The organism is Candidatus Zixiibacteriota bacterium, assembly GCA_029860345.1.
GTDB lineage: Bacteria > Zixibacteria > MSB-5A5 > GN15 > FEB-12 > JAJRTA01.
Genome location: JAOUBJ010000001.1, coordinates 595,403 through 619,444 on the forward strand (window position 1 = coordinate 595,403; position 24,042 = coordinate 619,444).

The following is a 24,042-nucleotide window of genomic DNA, read 5'->3' on the forward strand; positions in this document are numbered from 1 at the left end:
TCAATCCCTGTCTATACTCTTTTGTTTGGCTAAATCTAATAAGACGGCGGCGAAAAAGCAACTCAGATGGCTGTGGGTAAACGTCAAGATTTCTAACCAATTTCCGATATAGTCAAAAAGTGAACAGTTAGCCTTTATCGGAGGATACCATGCGTACCCTGTTAGCAATCTTCGCAGTATTCGTGATGATGATTTGTTCGATCGCGCCGGCCTTCGCCGGAGAAGCAGAACGGGATATCGTCGACCGTTATCTCAAGAGAGCCAAAGAAAAACATACCAGCCGCCTAAGCTGGTTCTCCGGTCATTTCGGTATGAACCGGATCAACCGTCAAAACGACTACAACAAGTTTGCTACCAATGAGTCCGGCTACATTTCAAACGGCTCGCTGACCTGGCTGGATTTGGCCAGTTCGTTCGGTTTCGAAGCCGGGTTGATTTTCAAGGAGAAAATCGGTTGGTCGATTGGTGGCGAGTATTGGCTCAAATTGGGTGACAATCAGAGCGGGTCTTTTGACTATAATCCGCCCGGCGGCTTGGCCACCACCATCGATAATCTGAAGTCCGAAGTCCAGGTCTGGGGCATCACCACCGGCGTGCAGTATTTTGTCTTCAACCCGCCCACAGTGAACGAACAGTTGACCAAACCGGCCATCAGGATCGGCGGTAGCGTCGGCTACTATCAGGCCAGTTGGGACCTGTGGGACAATTACCAGAATCTGAATCTGGCCACGTCGTCATCTGAGAATACCAATATCACCTACAAAGGTACCGGCGTTGGCTTTACGGCCAACATTGGCGGCGATTACCCGTTGGGCTGGAACGGCTTGGTGGTTGGCGGCGACATCGGTTACTTGATGCTGAACTTCAAGAACGTTTCATGGTATAACAGCCGGGATGAAGAAGTGGTCGCCAGTTTCGACGGTACAAGTGCCGGCCGCGTGAATCTGGACCTGTCCGGTATCAAGGGTCGGTTCGAGATCAAGCGGTTTTTCAGTTGGTAGACAGGACAATCCGCCGGGGTTGACACCGGCTGCCAGCGACTGTACCTTGGGCGACCGGTGAACCTGAAACGGAGAGAACAGATTTGAAACGCTATTCGTGGATAATTGGATTATTGATAGCAGCAGGCGCGCTGTTGGTCACGATGACACCGCTGGTCTTAGCCGCCGAAACGCTTCCCGCCGACAAGGCCGGTACTATCGGTCAGCCAACAGGCAGACTTGCTTTTGTGCGTGACAAGAACATCTGGGTTATGAATGCCGACGGCAGCCAGCAAGAATTGATTTGCGAAGTCGGCAATGCCGACGGTCGGCCCAGTTGGTCGCATGACGGTAAACAAATAATGTTCACCCGCTCCGGCATAGTGAATCTGCAGGCGCCGGACAACACCGGTGGTGTACACAAAGTGTACGATCTGTTTATTGCCTGGATGGACTCCGCTTACGCCAACAATAAACTTTGGTGGACCAGACTGACCGATGACCTGGGCAGTCGCGATCCGGACTGGATTTCCCCCAACAAAGTAGTTTTCTACAAAGATGTCAACGCCAACAATGCCAACACCACCCGACCCAATTATCAGATATGTACCTTCGCACCCGACGGCAGCGACTTCGCACCTTTGCGCAAGGATTGGGCCAACCCGGGCGAGGATTTTTTGATCAAACCGACCATGAACGCCAAGGGTGATATCGTATGTGTTTACTTCGAGCAGGTGAGACCGATCGGACTGGCCGTGATTCCTGCCGGGCAGTACATGATGCCGTTCGGTGACATCGCCGCCATGGCCAAACAGAATGTCAACCTGGTTGCACCCTCTTTCTCGCCGGACGGCAAATGGCTCGCTTACATCAGCAACTCGATGAACGATGGCGGCCTGTATATCGCCACCCCTGATCTGACAGAGAAGTATCTGGTAACAGCAGCGCCGATAGGGACCTACATTCACCCGATCAAACCGTCGTTTTCGCCGGACTCGAAGTGGCTGACGTTTTCGACCCAGGACGGCTCGGTATGGATTATCGACATCACCGGCAACGGTAAACGACGCCTGACCGGTCCCGGGATGGATATTGCTCCCGCCTGGTCGAAGAAGTAGACAGTTTACTCCTACGCATAGTGTGGACGCGGTCGGTGGCAACACCGGTCGCGTTTTTTTTGTGGAGGGTAGTGGTGTTGATGTTGCGCTGGGTCCTTCTCGCCGCAGGCGGGTGAGACCCGGCGCGGAGGCAATCAGTTTGTAGGGCGGAACCCTCTTAGCGGTTCCGCCAACGTAAAGGGGCAGACGAGGGCGTCTGCCGCCCACAGACGCGGCAGAACCAGAAGCGGTTCTGCCCTACCTTCAGCTTGGCACTATCCGACACATTGGATCATCACTACCGACCCGTCTAAACAATTGACATCCAGGTAGCGTATAACCATATTGAGAGTATGAAAGTGAGGAATACAGTGCTTTTGATTATGGCGCTGTTCTTACTGGTCGCCCCGATCATTTCCTTTTCCATAAGAACAGCCCAGGCTACCGATTCGACCGGCAGCGATTCTGCTCTGGCCGAAGCGGACACTGCAACCACCCCACCCCCCAGTGTACCGCTGGTTTACACCGTCGTGATCGAGGACGCCATCGGCACCGTTACCGATGAACGAATCGAAGCGGCTATCGAAGAAGCAGACGAAAACGACGCCGACTTGCTGGTGATCATCATGGACACACCCGGCGGCTTCACCAAGCCGACCTGGTCGATATGCAAAAACATCCTCAATTCACCGGTGCCGGTCTGTACCTATATAGCACCATCGGGCGCTCGCGCCGGTTCGGCGGGAGTCTACATCACTTATGCCTCGCACTTTGCGGCCATGGCGCCCTCCACCAATATCGGCGCAGCTCATCCTGTCTCCGGTTCCGGCGAGGAGATCGACTCGGTGATGAACGAAAAGATCACCAACGACGCCGTGGCTCAGATTCGCGCCGCTGCCGAGAAGCGTGGCCGCAACGCCGAATGGGCGGAAAACGCCGTGCGAGAGTCGGTGTCGATCACCGATAACGATGCACTGGAAAAGAATGTCATCGATTTCCGGGCTGAAGACCTCGAAGACCTGCTGGATCAAATCGACGGCCAGGAAGCAGAACTCCCGTTGGGCAAGAAAGTGGTCAAAGTAAAAAACGCTCGCACCCGCGAAATCGAAATGACTTTCGTGCATAAGTTCTTAAAGATCATCACCTCGCCGGACATCGCGCTCATTCTTTTCTCACTCGGCAGCCTTGGCATCATGCTCGAACTGTACAACCCCGGCTCCATCTTTCCCGGCGTCGTTGGTGCCATCTCGCTGATTCTGGCTTTTTACGCCTTTCAAACACTGCCGATTAACTACGCAGGTGTTGCCCTGATAATATTAGCCATTGTGCTGTTCATAGCGGAGGTGAAAGTGATAAGCCATGGCCTTTTGACAATTGGCGGATTGATCTCGTTCTTCCTGGGTGGATTGATGCTTGTAGATACGGTGGACCCGGCTTTGCAGGTATCGCTGTCGGTCCTGATAACAGTGACGATCCTGGTTACTCTCGTTGCCGGTATCGCTGCCTGGATGGTGATACGCGCCTACAAACGACAACCGACCACCGGCAATGAAGGAATGATCGGAAAAACGGCTGAGGTGCGCAAACAGGGTCTCGTCTATGTCGATGGTGCCTTGTGGAAAGCAAGAGGTCAAACTGACCAACAACTCGAACCCGGCGACACTGTCGAGATAGTCGCCGTGGACAAACTAACACTGATTGTGAAGATTAACAGTTAACCAAGGAGGGTTCCCAATGACACTTCCGGTTCTTGGAGTTATTGCGTTCGCTGGTCTGGTGCTAATATTCAACATATTCAAGATTCTCAAAGAATATGAACGAGGCGTGATTTTCAGGCTCGGTCGCTTGATCGGCGCCAAAGGTCCCGGATTGATAATTCTCATTCCGATGATCGATAAGATGGTGCGTGTCGATCTGCGCGTAATCACCTACGATGTCCCGCCGCAGGACGTGATCACAAAAGACAACGTCTCGATCAAAGTGAACGCCGTACTTTATTTCCAGATAACCGACTCGAATAAGGCTATTGTGTCGGTGGCTAATTTCTTCGAGGCAACCAACCAGATAGCGCAGACGACCTTGCGGTCGGTGTTGGGTCAGGTGGAGCTTGATGATCTTCTGGCCAATCGAGACAAGATCAACGCCGAACTGCAGCAGATTATCGACGAGCAAACCGAGCCGTGGGGTATCAAGGTCAGTGTGGTCGAGGTTAAGAATGTCGACCTGCCACTGGAGATGCAACGGGCCATGGCCAAGCAGGCCGAGGCCGAACGTGAACGACGCTCCAAGGTGATCCATGCCGAGGGTGAATTCCAGGCCTCACAGAAACTGGCCGATGCCGCCGAGGTTATTGGTAAAGTGCCCAACGCGATGCAGCTCAGGTTCCTTCAGACGATGGTCGAGGTTTCGGCCGAGAAGAACTCGACTTTGATATTCCCGGTTCCGATTGATCTCTTGGGAGCTTTCAAGAACTATCTGGACCGCGATAAGCCTGGCGCATAAGGCGGGTGGCCCACCCCGCCGAGGCGGGGCTGTGGGATGATTTGCGGGGACAGGAAAAGTAGGTCAGGACCCTTGTGGTCCTGACGAAAAACAGCCGGCAGGGCGAACCCGATTACTCGAATGCCTGCGGGTTGCCGTCTCAGAGTTCGTCAGAGCGGAAGTTCATGCTTCGACTCCGCTCAGCATGAGGTGGTGGCGGGTGCAAACTGAAACAACCGGCACCCCACCCAGAACGCAGCGGCAGATGGGTTCCTCGGTACAACGGATAACGCGAGATCGCTTTGCAACTAGTCATAACAACTGAACCCAGTCCAGACTCATCCGGCGGGGCATGTCGATGGACCCTCGAAGGCGTCATTGCGAGGTTGCCGAAGGCGACCGTGGCAATCTCAATTCGTTGTACATCTGTCATGCCGAGCGGAGTCGAGGCATGAGATTGCCGGTCTCCCCCGCGAAGCGCAGGATGGCTCGCAATGACGAGGATTCTAACTTTCTCAACACTCCCGCTCAGCGGCGTACCAGATTGATCCCACTTGCGCTTTGGCTGGGGTTACTTGTTATTCCCGCCATACTGTCTGCTGCTCAGCCCGACAGTGTCGGACGGGCCTATATTGCGATTGGTTCTATGGCCCAAACGGTGGGCGGTGACATGGATGGCGCTACCTACTTTGAAGACAGCTACCGGCTCTACATGGTACCCAAAGTCTCATCCGGACTGGGACTGAAAGTGGCTCTGGGTGCGCGAGACCTGCGCGGCTCGATTGAAGCCTATTATGGTACCGCTGCCCACGATGCCGGTTGGTTGTCCATACCGTTATCGGCGCGGCGTCATGAAGTCGGGGTTAGCTGGCGCATTAATGCAGTCAGACGGTCGTCTTTGCAGTACTTTTTGATGACGTCGTTCTTTCTTCAGTTCCTACTGGTTTCAGACGGCGTCATTGTAGACGTCCCTTACAGTCTCGATGACAGACCCGAGGATGAGAAATTCTCCGGGTGGGGTGTTAAGCTGGGTCCTGGACTGCGTTACAATCTGTCGCCGCTGTTCGCTCTTCGCGGGGAGGCATCGTATGTGATTGCCGAATTCAGCTCGCTGGCCGGGCGTGATATTGAGGGTGTCGGCTCAAACGGATTCAGCTGGTCGGTCGGCCTTCTATATGCCTTTGAGAGGTTAAAGGGGAATTAGGCAGGCTGGACTTGATGCCCCGTCGGTCCCTGACAGAATGCCTGGATCAAGGGCTTGAATTGCCCCTTGCAAAAAAACGTTTTTTGCGTACTTTATAGGGACCCCGCTACTGAAGCTCCTCACTCAGGCTTTGGTAACTGTACTCATTGTCGTCTCGAAAGGAGCCGTTTCATGTTCATGTCGCCGGACAAAAAAAACCACAAGCAAACTTCTGTGCAGGTCTGTCTGACCGTACTGCTGGTTCTTCCATTAATGATGTTAACAGCCTCCGACGCTTTAGCCGATATCGCCGGCAAGCCCGAACATGTCGGACCGCTCGGTGATGGATGTTTCACCCAGGTGATGTACGAGTTGAACAATCCGGTGGATAAGAGTGACGGTCGCTGCCCACAATACGGCATTTGCGACGACCCCGGTGTGCGAGATACCTGGATTCCGGCGGTCGATGATCCGATCAAAGTGGTCCGGATATATTTCAATATCTTCACCGAGGATAACGGCAGCAACCCGGCCATATCGGTCGCTCACCTGCAAGAGGGCGTCGATGCCATGAACGACCAGTATCTGGGGTTGAGGATACAGTTCGATTACGACTATCGCTATATCGCCGACTCCCGCTTTCGGGACATGGATGGAGGCGGCGATTTCTATCAGGCCAAGGCCCTTTACGCTCTTGATCCGGAGTCGCAGTGCAATTTCTTTGTCGGTTCCGTCCACGATGGTAACTCCTATTTTTCATACGGCTGTTTCCCCTGGGACCCGGACTGCCTGACGGCTCAGGGCGGCATAATGATGAATCTGACCCAGATGCCACCATACAATTACAGCACCATGTCGCACGAAATGGGCCACAACCTGGGACTTTGGCACACCCATCACGGTGTGGCAGAGGTAACCGAGTGCGGCAACTGCTACGAATCGCCACTGGCTTTCGACCGTGATTACACCGGCGATCTGTGCTCGGATACCTATCCGACACCAATCACCTGGAGTTGCAGCCCGGCTTCCGGTACCGATGTATGCAGCGGCAACCCGTGGTCGCCGGGCGAGCCGAATAATATCATGAGCTACTCCCCCTGGGAGTGTCGCATCAATTTCTCGCAGCAGCAGGGCGGACGGATGCAATGCTGGTCCACAGATGTTCTCGACGGCTGGCTGGCCGTGGTGGAAATAGCTTCGGATGTCGTTGAAGGTCCGGCGCCATTGGATGTCAATTTCACGGCAACTACCGAAAAGACCGTCCTGGACTGGAGCTGGGACTTCAATGATGGTGGCGGCGCCGATCAGCAGAATCCGTCGCACACTTTTGTCAAGCCCGGTCTCTACGACGTCTCGGTTACAATCGAGACGCCCGAAGGGCCGTACTTCCGCATCAGCCGGGAGATGATCTGGGCCCAGGGAGACACGCTGAAGATTCCCGAGGTGGCCAGCACCGTAGGCATCTCGACGCGATTCGACGTTTATGCCGTCAACAGTCTGCCGTTGGCCGAGCTTTGGATTCCGTTTACATGGGCTGGACAAATGGATATGCAGTACGACTCGGCGACCACTACCGGGTTGCGTACAGAGTTCATGCCCGACCAGCAGCTTGTCAGCTACAGCCCATCCAACGATCGCGCCACATACAGGCTTCGCACCAACGGCATAAATGAACTACTGGCCGACTCTGGAGCCGTGCTCAGCTTGTGGTTTACCTGTCTTTCCGACCAGGGGTACGATTCATCACCGATTTCGCTGACCAGTTACTCAAGCTATACTCCGAAATATGTAGCTCGTCGCGCCGAAGTCGCGCCGGTTGAGTTAAACGGTATGTTCCAGATCTGCAAGGCCGGCGATGTTGACGGAAGCGGCTTCGGGCCGTTTATCGACGACCTGGTGTATATGGTCGACTACATGTTCAACCAGGGTCCGCCGCCGCCGATAATGGCCAACGCCGATGTCGACGGGTCCGGCTCGTTGGACATTGCCGACCTGGTTTACCTGGTGGATTATATGTTCAACGCCGGGCCGGCCCCGGTGTGCGGTACCATTTAGCCGCCCGGGTCCTTTGGGCCTGCTGATATACCCAGAATTCGTTGTGTTGGGTCTTGGACCCCGCTTCCTGCGGGGGTTGTGACCCGACACATTTGTGTGGTCGGTGTACGTCCTCGTGCGCCGACAGAGGGAGTTCGCGGGCGGTGTCGGACGACCCCGCCCGACAGCACATGCGCCACCGCCTATCCGCACCTGGTCCTGCCGTTCTTCACTGGCGAAACCGCTAATCAGCCGGGGCGGACGCCCTACAAGATCAATCTGCACTTATTTTTTAGAGACCCCCTTGAATTGTGGGCCGCTATATATTATTATGGGTGGTTGTGATAATTGTGGTCGAAATAAATGCCCAGATAGCGAGGTGCCTACATGACTGATACCAACACCGTGAACCGTTCATCAATCGGATTCTCTCAGATTCCGGACCAGCAGGTGTTTGAGTATGATCGCACCTTTGGCGCCAACCATTACGGCCGGCTCGAAGTGGTCGTTCGTCAGGCCGAGGGTGCCTGGTTGACCGATATCAACGGCAATAAATACCTCGACTGCCTGGCCGCCTATTCGGCCGCCAACCCCGGCCACTGCCATCCCAGAATCGCCCAGGCCTTGATCGACGCTTTGCAGGGCGGCTTTGCATCGGTTATATCCAACGTCGTCTACACCGATACGCGAACCCTGTTTTTGAAAAGACTGGCCGAACTGGTGCCGCAACTGGGGACTCGGTTCGGGGACAACGGCAACAAAGGTCTGTGCAAAAACGGCGGTGTCGAATCGGTGGAAACGGCCATCAAAATGGCCCGCTACTACGGCTGGAAAGTCAAAGGTATTCCCGATGGTCAACAGGAGTTGATCGTATTTCACAACAATTTCCACGGACGCATGATCTCGGTGGTCTCGTTTTCATCCAGCGATAAATACAAACAAGGTTTCGGTCCGCTGACGCCTGGTTTTGTGTCGGTTGAGTACGGTAGTATCGATGAGGTCGAAAAAGCTATCACCAAAAACACTTGCGGTATCCTGGTGGAGCCAATGCAGGGCGAGGGCGGCATGTACCTGCCGCCAGAGGGATTCCTGAAAAATCTCAGAGCGTTGTCCGACAAAAACGATCTGTTCCTGATCTTCGATGAAATCCAGGTCGGGCTGGGACGAACCGGCAAGATGTTCAGCTTCGAGCACGAAGGGGTGGCCCCGGACGGCGTTATACTGGGTAAGGCTCTTTCCGGCGGACTGGTGCCGCTGTCGGCTTTTGTCACCAACAGCAAGATGATGGATTTGGCTTTCCAACCCGGCTCCGACGGCTCCACTTTCGGCGGTTACCCGCTGGCCTGTGTAGCCGGCAACGCCGCTCTTGATGTCATTACTTCAGAAGACCTGACCGGTCGTTCTGAACACATGGGAGCCATTCTCAAAAAGAAAATCGACGATATCGCTGCACGATCCGCCCATGTCAAGGAAGTACGCGGTAAGGGATTGTTCATCGGTATCGAGGTCAACAACGGCGATGCCATGGTATATTGCCGAAAACTACTGGATATGGGACTCCTGGCCAATGATAGTCATGGCCATACCATTCGCATCTCGCCGCCGTTAATCATTGATGAAAACGACATCGACTACATCGTGGAGCGGCTGGAGAAAGTGCTGGTCGACTAGGCTGGTAAATTGATATGCATGCAAAAGGCAATCACGAGAGTGGTTGCCTTTTTTTGTCGGTGTGACTGGTCTTGAGACCGGCAGCGCGGATAGTGTGGCCTGTCGCTTTTCTTTAGCAGGGCGGGCCCGTCTTCGCTTGCGCGCCGCGGCGTGAACCTGCCACATCGTCAGGACCACAGAGGTCCTGACCTGCGAGGAGAGTTGTTGACCAACTCACTTACAAAAAGGCGCAGGACCGGTGAAGAACATCCAGTCGACCATGAAGATCAAGTCGGCAATGTCCACGATGCCATCGCAGTTTAAGTCGCCTCGAGCTACGTCGCACGGATCTACTTGCAACTCCGTCACGTTGATGATGACACTCTTATCGACTGTCCCACCGTCAGCGTCAGTAGCGCGCAAGACCACACTGAATTCGCCAAGATCATTGAACCCCGGCACCCAGGTGAAGGTCCAGGGATCACTCCCGGAGAGTATCGGATCGTTATCATGGGCCGGTCCATCGAAAGACAGAATCTCCAGATCAAACGGTGAGGCCGTACCCAGCACGTTGGCGACAAACGAAATCGGATGTGTCGCCTGACCCGCAATAGCGCTCGGACATACGATCTCGGTGCCGCCGACCACTATCGAAACAGCGGTTGCAACGTGTACAGGTGGTCCCTCCGGACCGTCGGGACCAATGGCACAGCCCGGTGGATAAAACTCGATTGGTACAAACGAGATCAGATCGCCCACCTGTCCTCCGGAAAACCAGAAGTCGGCAATCACGCCCTCACCGGCCGGGATTTCACCGCTGAGTGAAATCAAACCGACACAGGTAGAGTCCGGATTGCCACCGTAATCGCTGCTGGTGAAATCATGAAAGAGTTGAAAGATGTCCATACCATAAGTACGCCCGGCCAGTGTGACCGAGTCCGGTATGATAGGACCTCCGGTCGAGACGAACATAAAGGGAAAGCCGAGCGAATTAAATGGGGTGTCGTTGGAGTAATAGAGCGGCACTTTGAAGACGGTGTTCCCTACGTAGTACGCCTGCAGTTGACCAAGCCACAGACTATCCGGTTCGGCAAAGGCTGAACCGGCCAGACAGACGATCAGGATCATGACAACAAGAACTAATCCCTTTGACACAATGATTACCTCCAGGTTTAGATGCGAACAAAATGTCTGCGCTTGTCTTTAATATAACCCCTGAAGCCGAAGATGCAATCAAATAGCACCAATACAACGCATGCGAGTCGAACCAGTGTGTCAGATTCGACGGCGCAGGCTGCCGAAGTAGATCGCAGTCAAAGTTATAGCAGCGCCAAGCATTTGAATGAAAGTCAGACTCTCAGCAAAGATCAACCATCCCCACACGGTGGCCAGGATCGGCTGCAAAAGTAAAACCAACCCGCTCCTGGAGGCATCGAGTTTGGGCAACGAAACGGTAATCGACCACCATCCAACCGTCTGCGCCACCAACCCCAGGGCAATCAGGATACCGAGCGCATAGAGGTCCGGCGGCATGAACGGAGCCTCTTCCCAGCCTGAAGCCACGACCAAAAAGAAAGCCGTGAACAACGATGTCCAGGCCATCAAGACGCGAGAATCAGGACGCGGACCGAACTGCCCGGCCAGTTTCATGACAATAATGTAAGAGGCAAACATGAACCCGGTCAAAAGACCCAGGAGCACTCCGGTAAGGTACAGCCGAGTGAACTCAAAGTCACTACCGACTCCGATCAACAACACGATGCCAATGATCGCGCCTATCGCTGCGGCGAAGAATTTGATCGACAACCGTTCTTTGAAAACAAAGTAGCTCAGAACGGCTGTCACGAATACTTGAATATTGGCCAGAATAGTGGCCATTCCGGCGCCAGAATACATGATCGAACGATGCCACAAGAACAGGTCGAGAAAGAAAATGAACCCGGCCAGTAGCGACCAGCCAAAAATCACCCGTGGCATTATCAGCCGCTGCCGTGACGCTACCGCCCAGGCAAACAGGAAACCGGCACCGATAAAGGCCCGCCAGAATCCGGTCGCGGTAGGTCCCATACTACTGCCGAGCATCTTGGGGAAGACCGGAGCGAAGCTGATACAAATGGCTCCAAAGGCCAATACCAGAATCGGCGGCGTTCCAACTTTACGGAAGAATGATTCAGCCATGGTTCCTCAGTCTTGGTGCCGTAGGGCAGAACAGTTTCTGGTTCTGCCACACGCCAATGTCGGAACCACTAAGAGGGTTCCGACCTACTAACTGGCACATCGGGTGGCCGCCTCAAGCCTTGCTTGGGGCGGACAGCAAGACCCACCGCAACCTCCTCGGGATACTCTTCTGACACCTTGTTAGTATTCCTGCCAACGGTAGTCCGCCGATACGATCAATCCGATCAACGTCCAGGTCAACATCAGCGATGTGCCGCCATAACTAAGAAACGGCAGGGCCAGTCCGGTGACGGGCATGAAGCCAAGCGTCATTCCGACATTGACAAAGAACTGAAACAACAAAACAGCGGCCGCACCCATGGTAACGCCGGCGGCAAACCGTGAACGACATCGGGCGGCAATTCGGACAGCACGATAGAAGATTATGCCGAACAAGATGATCACAATCAGAGCGCCCCACAGACCGAACTCCTCCCCGAGGACACTGAAGACAAAATCGGTGTGACGTTCGGGCAGAAAATCAAGCCGCGTCTGTGAGCCGGACAACAACCCCTTGCCCCAGATACCGCCGGACCCAATGGCGATTTTGGACTGGATAATCTGATACCCGGCGCCACGAGGATCACGACCGGGATCAAGAAAAGTCAGGATGCGCAACTTTTGGTAGTCGGCCATACGATTCCAGATAAATGGCGTAATTATCCCAAAGGCAAGATTGGCCACCACCGCCATGACACTGAAGAGCAACCCGGGTCGCGTCAAAAACAGAAAAACCAACAGCACGACAAAATACAACGCCCAGGCCAGCCAGTGCGAGGCGGCCACCAGAGATGCCAGTGGAGACAGGATCAACACCAAATAGACCGGCGAGAGTCCGGACCAAAACCACAACACGAAAAGGATGATCCAAAACACCAGCGAAGTGCCCAGGTCCGGCTGTTTTAGTATCAACATCACCGGCAGCAGAGTCAGGATGGCCGAAAGGGCCAACCTCCGTTTGGACTCGGGCGGTAACTTGGTGTATGCGAAAAACCGTGACAGCGCCAACACTACGGCCAGCTTGGCTACATCGGACGGCGCCAGGTTTATGGGGCCGAATGAGAACCATCGCGTTGCACCCATCCGCGAACTGCCGATCACCAAAACCAGAACCAACAAACCCAGAGTTATTCCATAGAACAAGTAAGCACTGACATCAAAGAGCCTAAGCGGCAGGTGTACTACTACCATGAACCCAACCAAGGCCAGCACCAGCCATAGCAATTGGCGCAGGTAGAAATTCTGGCGGTAAACAGACTCGGCATGATGCTGGGCCGACATGATCAAAAGCACACCGATAAGTGACAATAACAAGGCGGCGCCGATCACCCGCCAGTCAAGATCGCGATAGTTCAGCATCAATCACCCTCCGCCGCTTCAGGACTCGAATCGACCAGCCGGGTGAGTTTTTTCTGCATGTAAACGTCGATTACTTTCTTCACCGACGGCGCCGCGACATCCGAACCATGGCCGGCGTTTTCGATAATGGCGCAGACAACGATCTCGGGGGCTTCAAGCGGCGCCACGCCGACAAACCACGAGTGGTTCTCACCGTGTGGGTTCTCGGCCGTGCCGGTCTTTCCACCCAAACTGTAAAGATCGTTCTTCAAACCGCGGGCGGTACCGTGTTCTCCATGCACAACCAGGCGCAACCCTTCCAAAAGGATCTTCGAGGTTGAAGCTGTGAACGGCAGCCGCCTGGCCACTTTGGCCGGTGGGCGGGACTCTCGTCCGTCGGGATGGAGTTCTTTAAGAATCAGACGGGGGCGGTATACAACGCCGTCATTGGCCAGACCGCAGAAAAACTGAGTCAGTTGCAGCGGTGTGACCAGGATCTCACCTTGTCCTATGGAGTTGTTCAAAACCAGTCCACGGCTCCATTTGTTCTTTCCGTACCGTCGGTCGTAATACTCACTGTTTGGATTGAGACCGTCCTCTTCGCCCGGCAATCCGAGACCGGTTACATAACCGAATCCACACAAATCGAAGAAGTGGCTCAACCTGTCCACGCCGAGCTTCACTCCCAATTGGTACAAGTAAACATCGCAAGACTGTTCGAGAGCTTGGGCGGCATTGGTCGTGCCATGACCGGCCGGCGCCCAACAGCGGAAGTAACGATTGCCGAATTGCCAGCCACCATAGCACGGTTTAAGGGTAGAGTTTTCGCTTATCAAGCCCTCCTCCAGACCGGCCCCGATGGTCACCAGTTTGGTGGTGGAACCGGGCGGATAAAGGCCGGTGATAGGCCGGTTGAGCAGCGGATGGGTGCTGTCGGCCATAATACTCTGCCACAAGCTCTCCGGGATGACGGTCGAGAATATGTTGGCATCGAAACCGGGATAAGAAGTCATGGCCAGCACGTCTCCACTGCGCGGATCCATGGCCACGATAGCGCCACAGCAGAAAGTATCGAGCACGTTGACACATTCCCTCTGGACATCATTGTCAATGGTCAACACCAGGTCGGCGCCGGCCAGCGCCGGGACGGGTGCTTTCCCTTCGTAAGGGCCACGACTCTGGCCGGAGGCGGTGACTTCGATGTAGGCCGTTCCCTCACGCCCGCGCAATAGGTCGTCATACCTTTTCTCGATACCTTTTTTGCCGATGATACTACCGAGCCGATAGTCGACATCGTCGACCCGATGCCGCTCCGCCTCGGAAACTTCACCCACGTAGCCGGTGAAACAGACAGACCCAAGCCCGGTCGTGTAGCGCCTGACCTCTTCCATCTGAATACTGACACCGGGGAAACGACTCCCCTGTTCCTCAATCACGGCTATCATCTCAAAGGGCACGTCGCGCATTATCGGGGCCGGCTGGTAGCGACTGACCATGTTTCGACGCAACCGCTTGAGTACTTCGGCCGTGTCCAGACCGATAAGGTCGGCCAGATTGAGCACGGTTGTATCGCGGACTGATTCGGAGGCTACTATTGATACCGTGAACGATGGTCGATTGTCTATGATAATGCGATGCTCACGATCGTACACCGTTCCTCGACCGGCCACCAGCGGCTGGACTCTGATCCGATTGTTGAGAGACTGTTCAGCCAGTTCGGCGTGTTCGGCGATCTGCAGTTTGACCAAACCGCCAATCGTAATCAGCAGAACGATCAGCGCGATCAACAGGCCGGCCTTTTCACGATACTGAATGCTTAGGGTGGAGCGTTGCATGAAACACTCAGAATAGCGCCTTGATTTTCGTTATTGTGATGCGGCCTTCCTTGATCAGGAAAAACAACCAGGCCGGAAGCGCCGTGTAGACGGCTCCGGGTAAGGCGATGGCAGTCAACTGGTACCAGAAGTCTACGCCGCCGTTCGTTAGCAGGATCAGAATGTTATGCAGGAAGACGCCGCCCACAATCAATAGTAGTCTGGCGTACAGTGAATCCAGGTTTAGTCTTTCCCGCGCATGATAGGCCGCCAGGCCCAGTCCGGCCAGCCACAGTACGTGCCAGCCGACAAGATCGGGTGAGCCGGACGCCAGAACCAGTCCCACGGCAAAACCGAACCAGGTCGCCACCAACTCAGATTTGTAGACAGCCACCGCGAGAACCAGCAAAGCGGCCAGATTGATCTGGGCCGTGTAGATGGCGGTGACACCCGAGAGCACCACAACGTGCAGGCCCATCAAAAACAGGTATAGCACAAACGGCAGAGCGCGTGTCATGGGTTCTCCGGTAAGAGAATAAAGAGCTCCTCAATGGTGCGGAAATTGACCACCGGCTCAAGCGTGACCATCGAGTACGGCATGTTTTGCGGTCGCTCAACCGATGTCACCACACCCACCTTCAACCCGGGCGGATAGATACCACCGAAACCGGAAGACAATATGGTGTCACCGACGGCAATGGCGCCCTGGTTTGGAAAATTCGAAAGGACCATGCCCTCTGTGGGCAGATAGCGCACAATTCCCATTTCCCGGCTGGTTGCGACGCGACCGGCCACGCGGTTGAGCGGATCGGTCAGACACTGTATTTTGGCATAACCCGGCATAACTTGCTGCACCCGTCCGACCAGCCCGACCTGATTGATGACCGGTTGATTGATCAGTACGGAATCGATGTACCCCTTGTTAATGGCTGCCGAGATAGGTAGCTGGCCACCGGTAACGGACACAACGCGAGCCGGCAGGAGCCGATAGCCGGGTGGCGGTTCGAAGCCCAGGACCGAACGCAGTCGAACGTTTTCGCGACCGGCCTCTGAAAGCGCGCCTACCTGCAGGCGAGCCGAGGCCAATGAATCCCGAAGCAGGCGGTTTTGTTCGTTCACACCGTCCAAATCCAGAACGGTCGAGCTTACTTTTTGAAAGGGAAGGTGAGTGGCGTCCAGAACGGCCTGACAGATGAGTTTATTAAAACCGGGCAAGCCGACAACCAGGATGATTACCAGGGACAGGATAACACCGAGATTAACGGCACGCCAACTCTTATAGGAAAGACCGGATCTCCTGTTTAGCATCGCAGACGCCTGTCAGATTCAATCCCTGGTCAGTCGACAGCATCCATAAGGGCCAGGACGTCGCCGGGTGAGGCAGCCTCCAGAAGTTTCTTGCGGTTTTCTTCAGGTTTCATCAGATACGACAAACGAGCCATCACGTTCAGATGGGCGCCGATAGCATCCTCCGGCGCAGCGATCAGAAAGAACAGCTTTACCGGCTTGTGGTCCATGGCGTCGAAGTCGACACCATCGTCACAGCGCCCGAAAGCGATTACGATCCCCTTCACCGACCTTGTCTTGGCATGCGGGAAGGCAACACCGTATCCAACACCTGTTGTCACCAGGTTCTCACGTTCTTTGATGTCCTTAAGAAGTTGGTCTGAGTCTTTGACCATATTGGAATGACTCACGAGTTCGACCAACTCCTCAATCACTCCGTCCTTTTCGGTGGTCTTGAGCCCGAAATTGACCAGGGTTTCATCGCAGAATTTAGATAGTTTCATAGATCACACCCTTATTCATATTTCTCGGCTTCATCAATCAGCAGCACCGGTATGTCGTCGGTGATACGGTATGACAACCTGCAGCTCTCACAGAGCAATTGGTTTTCCACTTCGAGATAATTCAGTTTGCCCTTGCATTTGGGACAAGCCAGTTTTTCCAGCAATTGGTTTGACAAAGCCATATCGGATTCCTCAACGTTCCTCAAACTCACCCATCTTGCGGTACTTGGCCAGCCGATCATCCAATAGCTCAGATACAGATTTGGCTCTAAGTTCCGCCAGGGCGGTCAGGATCTCCTTCTTTAACGTTTGGGCGGTAGCTGCGGGATCACGATGGGCTCCTCCCGTTGGCTCGGCCACTACCCGGTCAATCACTTGCAGTCGCATTACATCATCGGAAGTTACTTTCAGCGCCTCGGCCGCCTCCGAGGCCTTGGCGGCATCGCGCCAGAGAATGGCGGCACAGCCCTCGGGCGATATCACCGAATACCAAGCGTACTCAAGCATCAAGACAGTGTCGCCGACGCCCACACCGAGCGCCCCACCGGATGCACCTTCGCCGATTATGACAATAACAATCGGTACTTTGAGGCGGGACATCTCCTTGATGTTATGGGCGATAGCCTCCGCCTGACCGCGCTCCTCAGCGCCAATCCCGGGAAAAGCACCGGGCGTGTCGATCAGCACGATGATCGGGACGTCGAACTTCTCGGCCAGCCGGAATAAACGAAGCGCCTTGCGGTAGCCTTCTGGATGGGCCATGCCGAAGTTGCGCATCAACTTCTGTTTGGTGTCACGACCCTTCTGTTGACCCACGATCATCACCGGCATATCGTCAAGCTGAGCGAATCCGCCGATCATGGCGCGATCATCGGCATATCCACGATCGCCGTGGAGTTCCACGAAGTCGGTGGTCATCATCTCGATGTAGTCGAGTGTATAGGGACGTTTGGGATGACGCGACAACTGCACCCTTTGCCACCGCGTAAGACGAGTGTAGATGTCCTCGCGCAAGCGGGCCAGTTTTTTCTCCAGACCGACAATCTCGCCGTCAAGCTCGATACTCTCCCCAACAGAGAAATCGCGCATGTCGGAGATCTTCTTTTCCAACTCGACCAGGGGGCGTTCAAATTCCAAATAGGGTCTGTCGACCATGCTCTGCCGTTCTATGTTCTGTCGTTTTCGACGGTTCCATTGGCCGAGCGTCGATTGCGACGTCGACGAGCGACCAAACCGGTCACTAAAATAAAGAATGACACCAGAATAACAACCATAAAAACGGCCAAAACGGCCAGGACAATCACCCGGTTCCACAAGAACATACCAAGGGCAAAGCCTGAGAATACAACGCCCAGCCCATAGAAGACCAACACCACTTTTCGGGGCGAAAGTCCGGCCAGGGACAGGTAGTGAAAAAGGTGGCGGCGGTCAGCCTGCATGACGTTTCGACCGCTCAGCATCCGGCGTAAAAACGAAGCCGCTGTTTCCAGGATCGGTACACCCAAAGCCAATAGGGGAAGATACAAAGCCGACGCCGTGAACGACTTCAAAGGCGCCAACAAACTAAAAACGGCAAAGTAGTAGCCCAACTGCATGGAGCCTGAGTCTCCCAGGAAAACCCGGGCAGGATAACGATTGTAAACGAGAAACCCGGCCAGAAAGCCGATCAGACCTGGCATAAACAACACCCCCCAGCCTGAGTCGAGCAGCCGACCGATGACCAGAAGGGTGATCGCAGCGATCAGGGCTACACCACCGGCCAGGCCGTCGAGACCGTCGATCAGGTTCAGCGCATTGGTCATGACCACCACCCAGAGAACGGTTATCAAAAGTGAGGCCGCGCCAACATCGACGGAACCATACGGGGTGGTAAGAAACTCCACACTGATCCCGGCCGCGTAAAGCATGAGCCCGACCAAAATCTGCGCGGCCAGTTTGACATGTGCCGAAAGAGGCGAAAGGTCATCAGCCAAACCCACCAAGGTTATGACCATGGCGCCCAAAAAGACGTAGAAAAGCGACGAGGAGGCGCCGGGGGACCATTCTGGAAAAACCAGCCCGCACACCAGCAAAGCCAACCAAACGGCAAAGAACAAAGCCACGCCGCCGAGATACGGCACCGGCCGCTTGTGGCGTTTGTGTTTTCCCGGTCGATCCAGCAGTTCATGGCGATGACCCAATCGAATCAACACCGGTAAACTAATGGCCGTGATGGCCAGCGACGTAACTCCTACCACCAAAATCAAGTCAAACGGCATGGCTTACCCCCTCCCCCGCCTGAAAAGCAAAGTGGCAAGCACGACCAGGAGATTCAATACCAGGATCATCGGCAACACCAACAGTGAAAACCCGTTGGGCAAATGCTTTAGAAAATACCGCCACACCGAAAGATGATGACGACAGGCACGCACCGAACCACCCGCGTTACTACCGTGGCCCCAGTCATGAACAGAGCCCGCCCCGGGCACAAAGTAGTTTCGATAGCCCAGCGACTTCAGGCGCAAACACAGATCGGTGTCTTCCATGTACATGAAAAACCGTTCGTCGAAACCACCCACGCGGTCGTGAAGCGATCGCCTGATCATCAACACGGTCGCGGCCACTGCATCTACAACCGTTGTCTCGCGAAAATCCCCAAGGGTGTAGATATGTGAGTTGCCAAACGATCTGGCCAAGATGGAACCACGTGAAAAAGCCATGTTGTATATCGTTGGAAAACGTCGGCATGTGGCCTGAAAGCTGTCGTCGACGTTTCGCATCCTGGGTACTACCGCCCCCGCTTTGTGATCGTTTTGGATGACCGATCTCAGACATTCAATACAGTCCGAATCCAGTCGGACATCGGGATTGAGAAACAGCAAAAACTCCCCATCGGTTTCCCTGAGGGCCTGATTGCATGCGGCCGCGAAACCTCGGTTCTTGACATTGACAACAACCTTCGCGTGGGGAAACTGGTGTTTTATCTGTTCAGGGGAATCATCGTCGGACCCATTGTCGATCACGACCAACTCGGATTCGATACCTTCAATTGCGTGATGAAGAGAGGCCAGACAACCCGTAAGAGCGGGTGCGGAATTGTGAGTTACGATGACAATGGAGACTTTGTTTTTGACCAAAACCGGCGTCTTATCCTAGCCAAGTTTGCCGAACATCGACTTCAACCTCAACAGCCAGACCATCCAAATAGCCTCACGCATGATTTTCTTCGACATTTTGGATTCACCGGCCGTGCGATCGACGAAAATTATTGGAATCTCCTTGATGCTGAAACCCTTTTTCCACACCCGCATGGACATTTCAATCTGGAAAGAATAGCCGGAAGCCGTCACGGCATCCAAGTCCAACGCTTCAAGAACCTCCCTACGAAAACACTTGAACCCGCCGGTGGCATCTCTCAGGGGCAGACCGGTTATAATGCGAGTGTAGACATTGGCGCCGTAAGACAACAGCAGGCGCGACATCGGCCAGTTGATCACATTGACTCCGGAGATGTAGCGGGAGCCGAGAACCAGGTCGTGCTCCTGAATCTCTTTCAGAAAGTCCCTGATGTACTCCGGACCGTGCGAGAAATCGGCATCCATCTCAAAGATAAAGTCGTACTTTCGTTCGATAGCCCACCGGAACCCGGCCAGATAGGCCCGCCCCAGTCCCTCTTTCTTCTCACGATGCAGCACATTGACGTTTTCGTCCTCCGCTACCAGTCGGTCGGCGATCTGGCCGGTCCCATCGGGGGAATTGTCGTCGACTATCAAGACATGTATGCGCGGGTCCAAAGGCAAAACCGCATGGACTATCTTCTCGATATTGTCGGCTTCGTTGTAGGTAGGGAATATTATCAGAGCGCGTTGAGGTTGACTCATGAAAGAGGTTCTTCCTTTGTTTGTCCTTTTCGGCGGCGAAAAAGGAAATAGGCCGCAGATACCAACAGCAGGTATATGAGTGTCGAAGTGGTCATCATCTTGCCGGTTGCATATCTTTCAGAATTGTACCAAAACTGCACCTGCTCGGTTCCCGCAGGCAGAGCCACGGCGCGGAAAGTGCCGTAGGACCGAAGCAACTCAGTGGGCTTGCCGTCAATACTGACGTGCCAGGCATCGAAATAGTTGTCGGTCAGCACCAGCAACTGGTTGGCCGCGCAGCTTACGCCGACCGTCACAGAGTCTGTTTGGTAGTCAATTATCCAGGCGCTGTCGGCAAGAGTGCTGTCTTCGGTAATCGAAAGCGATGGTTCTTTTTCAAGATACACGATATCCTGAAGGTTCTCACTCCCTTGGAGAATCAGGGGATATATCTCCTTACGATCATCAAAGAGACGATACTTGTCCGACAAAAACACGCGCGGCAGGGCGTTGTTGTTTCTGTAAAGCTGGACCGATCCGAAAATGGCGGCCGCCGTAACCGGTTTGTCACCGAAATAGCCATCCGGCATTTGCTGATTGGCCGGCGCTACGATATAACCGGCTGAGGACAGGTTCAACAGACGCGGGTTGATCTGGTTTTTTGCTCCCGGTCCTCCCAGCAGTTCATCGAACCAACGCAGTTGGTTGCCGTGATAGCCGGTCACAACTTCGACACCGTAGTACGGCAACATATCTTCGGGCATCGCTTTGAAATTCATGACACGGTAATGGTCGGGCTGATTTTTGAGGTAGTCGGCCACCGGGTTGGGTCCCCAATGCTGGTTGGGGTCGACAGTATCGACAAAGCGTTGATTGAAACGGACACCATCCACGACTGAGACGCCGACAACCACCAGCAAGACGCCGGCGCCAGCCCGTCCTGAGCGAAACAACCAGATAGCGCCTGAAGCCAGCGCCGAGAACAAAAAGGCCAGCCAGGCACCGGACTGAATAGCCGGAAGATTAACATAAGCCAGGTCCAGCTTGGACATGTTCTGGTTAACCATTTGCCGGGGAGCATCCTCGTAGAAAACCGAACACCATGCACTCAGGGCGCCCTTACCGCCTGCTGAAAATATCAAAGCCAACAGAAGCATCAAAGCGGGCAATCCAAGCAGCCAATAATTGAAATTGAAAAACGGTTTCGACTCCGACGACCGGTTGCGTGAATCACGCAACCACTCAAGACCCATGCCGGCCAGGAGGGCAGCCGAAAACGAAAAGATGAACATTATCATTGAGGGCGCTCGAAGCGCTTTCACTTTTGGTATCAGATAGTAGAACAGTTTGAACAACGGGGTCGTCGCACCCAATGCATACACCAGAGCGAATATGGCCAACCCGCCGAAAAACCATGACTCCTTCCGTCGGTAGAACAGAAGACCTATCATGGCCACAAAGATAGTGACTACCCCGACCGCTTCGGAGTTGTCTTTGAAATAGTTCTTCCCCCAGTAGGCGGTTCTGGTGTTCTGGCTGGAGGTCCCGGCAAACTCCGGGATTAGCAAAGACATGGCCTCTTCTTCGTGCATCGACCACGAGGTCGCCCACTCCCAACCGGCTTTGGAATCGGCGCGCGGTGAGAATTCAGATGTGTAAAGATACCCGGGATAGAATTGAATGGCCGAAAGAAGCAGCCCAACCACCACAGCGTAGGCTGTTAGTGAGGCAGGACGCAGGACCGAAAGCAGGGCTTGCTTATCTCTCAGCATTACAATCAACCTGAACAGCGCGTAGAACGCAACCACCCAGAGAGTGAAGTATGACATCTGCGGGTGTGGTGACAAGATTATCACCCCAAGCACCATGCCGAGCGTGCTGAACATGAAAAACTGTTTCAAACCCCTATTATTGAACCCAAGCTCAAGAAACAGGATGACCAACGGAAAGAGAGTTGTGACGAATATCTTACCGTCATGGCCCGGAGCTACGAACGATATCAGATAGCCGGCGAACATGTAGCAGACAGCGGACATCAAAGCCGCGACTTTCGATAGCCGGAACCGCCGCGCCGTAAGATACATAAACAGCCCGGCCAGGAAGATATGAATCACCAGGTTGAGACCGAGCATACGGTAGATGGACCCAACGAATTTCAATGCCGAGAGTGGATAAAAAATGTCACCGTGAAAAGCCTCGACATACGGCATGCCGCAGAAGATATACGGATTCCACTGGGGCACGCTTCCATGCTCGGCGACATGGTCGACCAGATATGACCTGAAGAAGATACCTGCCTGAATCGTATCGGAACCGAAGAGCATCTTGTCGGAAAAGATGAACCCACCGAACAGGACCAACAACGCGATAAAGATCACGCCGAAAGCTATCGGCGCAAACCAGGGGGAGTTCTCGATATCGAATGAGCGGCTGGTCACTCGCTGAGTTGGTTGTTTGGTGCGTTTCTTCTTAGCCATACAGGATCACTTTGCTTACTTTCTTATACACAGGGCGATCAGGGCCGCTGTGACTTCGATCAGGATAGCCCACAACCGGGCCAAAACGGGCACCAGGGGAGCAATCGGTCCCAGAAAAGGCGCCAACATAAAACCCATGACCATCTCGCGGGGACCGAGACCACCCGGAGCAAACAATGTCAGATAACCGATCTGGTAGGCGGCGTTGAAAATCCCCGCCGCGGCAATCAGCGACAGATCGGCCTGAGGTATCACCGACATAACAAAGAGATAGAAGGCGATACCGTAACAAAACCAGCCGACAGCATAACCAACGAACAGTCTGAGGGCAACCTTTTTGTCCAGCGCAAAGTGCACCTGGGGTCGTGAGAGCCGTCGCAAAACAGCATTACCCATCCTCAACAGTCGCTGCGGCCAGAGCACCAACAGCGCCGACAATGCAATCCAAACAGCGGTGAGCAGATAGGTGCTGGTGGCGCCCAGCACGGCCACCTGGTCGACCAATAATCCCGGCTCCAACTGTAGAGCGACCACGAATACCAACAAAGAGGCCGGGATGGCGAACATCTGAACCAACACAAACGAAGCCGTTGCTTGTTCGGGAGGGATGCCTTCTTTTTTGGTCAGGTAGAGAATACCCAAGAGCGGCCAGATTTTCCCCGGAATGTACCTACCCATATCGGACAGGTAGAAAATCCGAAACGATTTGGTCAGTGACACTTTGTGGCCAAAACCGAGGATCAATCGTTGCCAGTTGGAGGACATAATAACGAAAGTGCCGAGACCGACCAAGACCGAAAGCAGGAGCGTCCAGTAGTCGATCTGCCACTGGTACTCTTTGATGTCAGTCCAGTTACTGTTTACTTGATGATAGACAAAATACACAACCACCAGGGTCAGGGCTATCTTGAGAATGGTACCGACTGTTTTCTTGAAGGTCATGAGATAACCGCGCACAGGCCGTGTGTTGAAAAAGTTCCCAGACCCGGTTTCGTCAGGTCTTGCGAATCTGCGCGAGTAGATTCGTGTGACCTGACGCGGCCAAGCCGCCCATAAATGGGTCTCGCGGGCTTCGCCATGTAGCACCAAAGAGCGCGAAGCGCAAAAGACCGATTTATCGGTGTCGGGGCTTGGACAGGCCG

21 protein-coding genes are annotated in these 24,042 nt (G+C 54.3%); 7 read left to right on the plus strand and 14 right to left on the minus strand.

Annotation, left to right across the window (positions count from 1 at the left end; genetic code table 11):
- Positions 1-149: 149 nt before the first annotated feature.
- From OEV49_02045 to rocD, 7 genes are all read left to right on the plus strand, one after another.
- Positions 150-1,001 (plus strand): hypothetical protein, encoded by an 852-nt coding sequence (locus OEV49_02045; protein MDH3889839.1) that lies wholly within the window; start codon positions 150-152, stop codon positions 999-1,001.
- 83 nt (positions 1,002-1,084) lie between these two features.
- Positions 1,085-2,098: a hypothetical protein gene (locus OEV49_02050; protein MDH3889840.1), complete on the plus strand. Its 1,014-nt coding sequence runs from the start codon at positions 1,085-1,087 to the stop codon at positions 2,096-2,098.
- Between the two features lie 332 nt (positions 2,099-2,430).
- A complete protein-coding gene (locus OEV49_02055) occupies positions 2,431-3,795 on the plus strand; it encodes a nodulation protein NfeD (GenBank protein MDH3889841.1) in 1,365 nt (454 codons plus the stop codon).
- 16 nt (positions 3,796-3,811) lie between these two features.
- The gene (locus OEV49_02060; protein ID MDH3889842.1) at positions 3,812-4,579 is read left to right on the plus strand and encodes a slipin family protein; all 768 of its coding nucleotides are present in this window, start codon (positions 3,812-3,814) and stop codon (positions 4,577-4,579) included.
- 430 nt (positions 4,580-5,009) lie between these two features.
- Complete coding sequence (locus OEV49_02065) at positions 5,010-5,762, plus strand: hypothetical protein (GenBank protein MDH3889843.1); 753 nt, start codon at positions 5,010-5,012, stop codon at positions 5,760-5,762.
- A 171-nt stretch (positions 5,763-5,933) separates the two neighbouring features.
- Complete coding sequence (locus tag OEV49_02070) at positions 5,934-7,796, plus strand: PKD domain-containing protein (protein ID MDH3889844.1); 1,863 nt, start codon at positions 5,934-5,936, stop codon at positions 7,794-7,796.
- Between the two features lie 366 nt (positions 7,797-8,162).
- Positions 8,163-9,446 carry an ornithine--oxo-acid transaminase gene (gene rocD, locus OEV49_02075; protein MDH3889845.1) on the plus strand — a complete coding sequence of 428 codons (1,284 nt, stop codon included), beginning with the start codon at positions 8,163-8,165 and terminating at the stop codon, positions 9,444-9,446.
- A 213-nt stretch (positions 9,447-9,659) separates the two neighbouring features.
- On the opposite strand, the gene OEV49_02080 is transcribed toward rocD, so the two are convergent.
- The 14 genes from OEV49_02080 to OEV49_02145 all read right to left on the minus strand — a co-directional run bounded on the left by OEV49_02080 (position 9,660) and on the right by OEV49_02145 (position 23,842).
- Positions 9,660-10,580, minus strand: a complete 921-nt coding sequence (locus tag OEV49_02080) for a hypothetical protein (protein ID MDH3889846.1) — start codon at positions 10,578-10,580, stop codon at positions 9,660-9,662.
- Positions 10,581-10,700: 120 nt separating this feature from the next.
- Entirely contained in the window at positions 10,701-11,603 is a 903-nt protein-coding gene (locus OEV49_02085; GenBank protein ID MDH3889847.1) for a DMT family transporter, read from the minus strand.
- A gap of 180 nt (positions 11,604-11,783) precedes the next feature.
- Complete coding sequence (gene rodA, locus OEV49_02090; GenBank protein ID MDH3889848.1) at positions 11,784-13,001, minus strand: rod shape-determining protein RodA; 1,218 nt, start codon at positions 12,999-13,001, stop codon at positions 11,784-11,786.
- A complete protein-coding gene (gene mrdA, locus OEV49_02095; GenBank protein ID MDH3889849.1) occupies positions 13,001-14,815 on the minus strand; it encodes a penicillin-binding protein 2 in 1,815 nt (604 codons plus the stop codon). Before mrdA ends, rodA begins: the two co-directional genes overlap by 1 nt.
- A gap of 7 nt (positions 14,816-14,822) precedes the next feature.
- Entirely contained in the window at positions 14,823-15,311 is a 489-nt protein-coding gene (locus OEV49_02100; GenBank protein MDH3889850.1) for a hypothetical protein, read from the minus strand.
- Positions 15,308-16,102, minus strand: coding sequence for a rod shape-determining protein MreC (mreC, locus tag OEV49_02105; protein MDH3889851.1), 795 nt, complete (start codon positions 16,100-16,102; stop codon positions 15,308-15,310). The genes OEV49_02100 and mreC overlap by 4 nt, the downstream gene beginning before the upstream one ends.
- Before the next feature lie 29 nt (positions 16,103-16,131).
- On the minus strand, positions 16,132-16,584 hold the full coding sequence (locus tag OEV49_02110) for a PTS sugar transporter subunit IIA (protein MDH3889852.1): 453 nt from the start codon (positions 16,582-16,584) through the stop codon (positions 16,132-16,134).
- A gap of 11 nt (positions 16,585-16,595) precedes the next feature.
- Positions 16,596-16,766, minus strand: a complete 171-nt coding sequence (locus OEV49_02115) for a Trm112 family protein (protein MDH3889853.1) — start codon at positions 16,764-16,766, stop codon at positions 16,596-16,598.
- A gap of 10 nt (positions 16,767-16,776) precedes the next feature.
- On the minus strand, positions 16,777-17,739 hold the full coding sequence (locus tag OEV49_02120; protein MDH3889854.1) for an acetyl-CoA carboxylase carboxyltransferase subunit alpha: 963 nt from the start codon (positions 17,737-17,739) through the stop codon (positions 16,777-16,779).
- 11 nt (positions 17,740-17,750) lie between these two features.
- Positions 17,751-18,842, minus strand: a complete 1,092-nt coding sequence (locus tag OEV49_02125; GenBank protein ID MDH3889855.1) for an undecaprenyl/decaprenyl-phosphate alpha-N-acetylglucosaminyl 1-phosphate transferase — start codon at positions 18,840-18,842, stop codon at positions 17,751-17,753.
- A gap of 3 nt (positions 18,843-18,845) precedes the next feature.
- The gene (locus OEV49_02130; protein MDH3889856.1) at positions 18,846-19,700 is read right to left on the minus strand and encodes a glycosyltransferase family 2 protein; all 855 of its coding nucleotides are present in this window, start codon (positions 19,698-19,700) and stop codon (positions 18,846-18,848) included.
- Positions 19,701-19,715: 15 nt separating this feature from the next.
- Complete coding sequence (locus tag OEV49_02135) at positions 19,716-20,444, minus strand: polyprenol monophosphomannose synthase (protein ID MDH3889857.1); 729 nt, start codon at positions 20,442-20,444, stop codon at positions 19,716-19,718.
- The gene (locus tag OEV49_02140) at positions 20,441-22,900 is read right to left on the minus strand and encodes a YfhO family protein (GenBank protein ID MDH3889858.1); all 2,460 of its coding nucleotides are present in this window, start codon (positions 22,898-22,900) and stop codon (positions 20,441-20,443) included. The genes OEV49_02135 and OEV49_02140 overlap by 4 nt, the downstream gene beginning before the upstream one ends.
- A gap of 15 nt (positions 22,901-22,915) precedes the next feature.
- Positions 22,916-23,842, minus strand: a complete 927-nt coding sequence (locus OEV49_02145; GenBank protein MDH3889859.1) for a flippase-like domain-containing protein — start codon at positions 23,840-23,842, stop codon at positions 22,916-22,918.
- Positions 23,843-24,042: the final 200 nt, after the last annotated feature.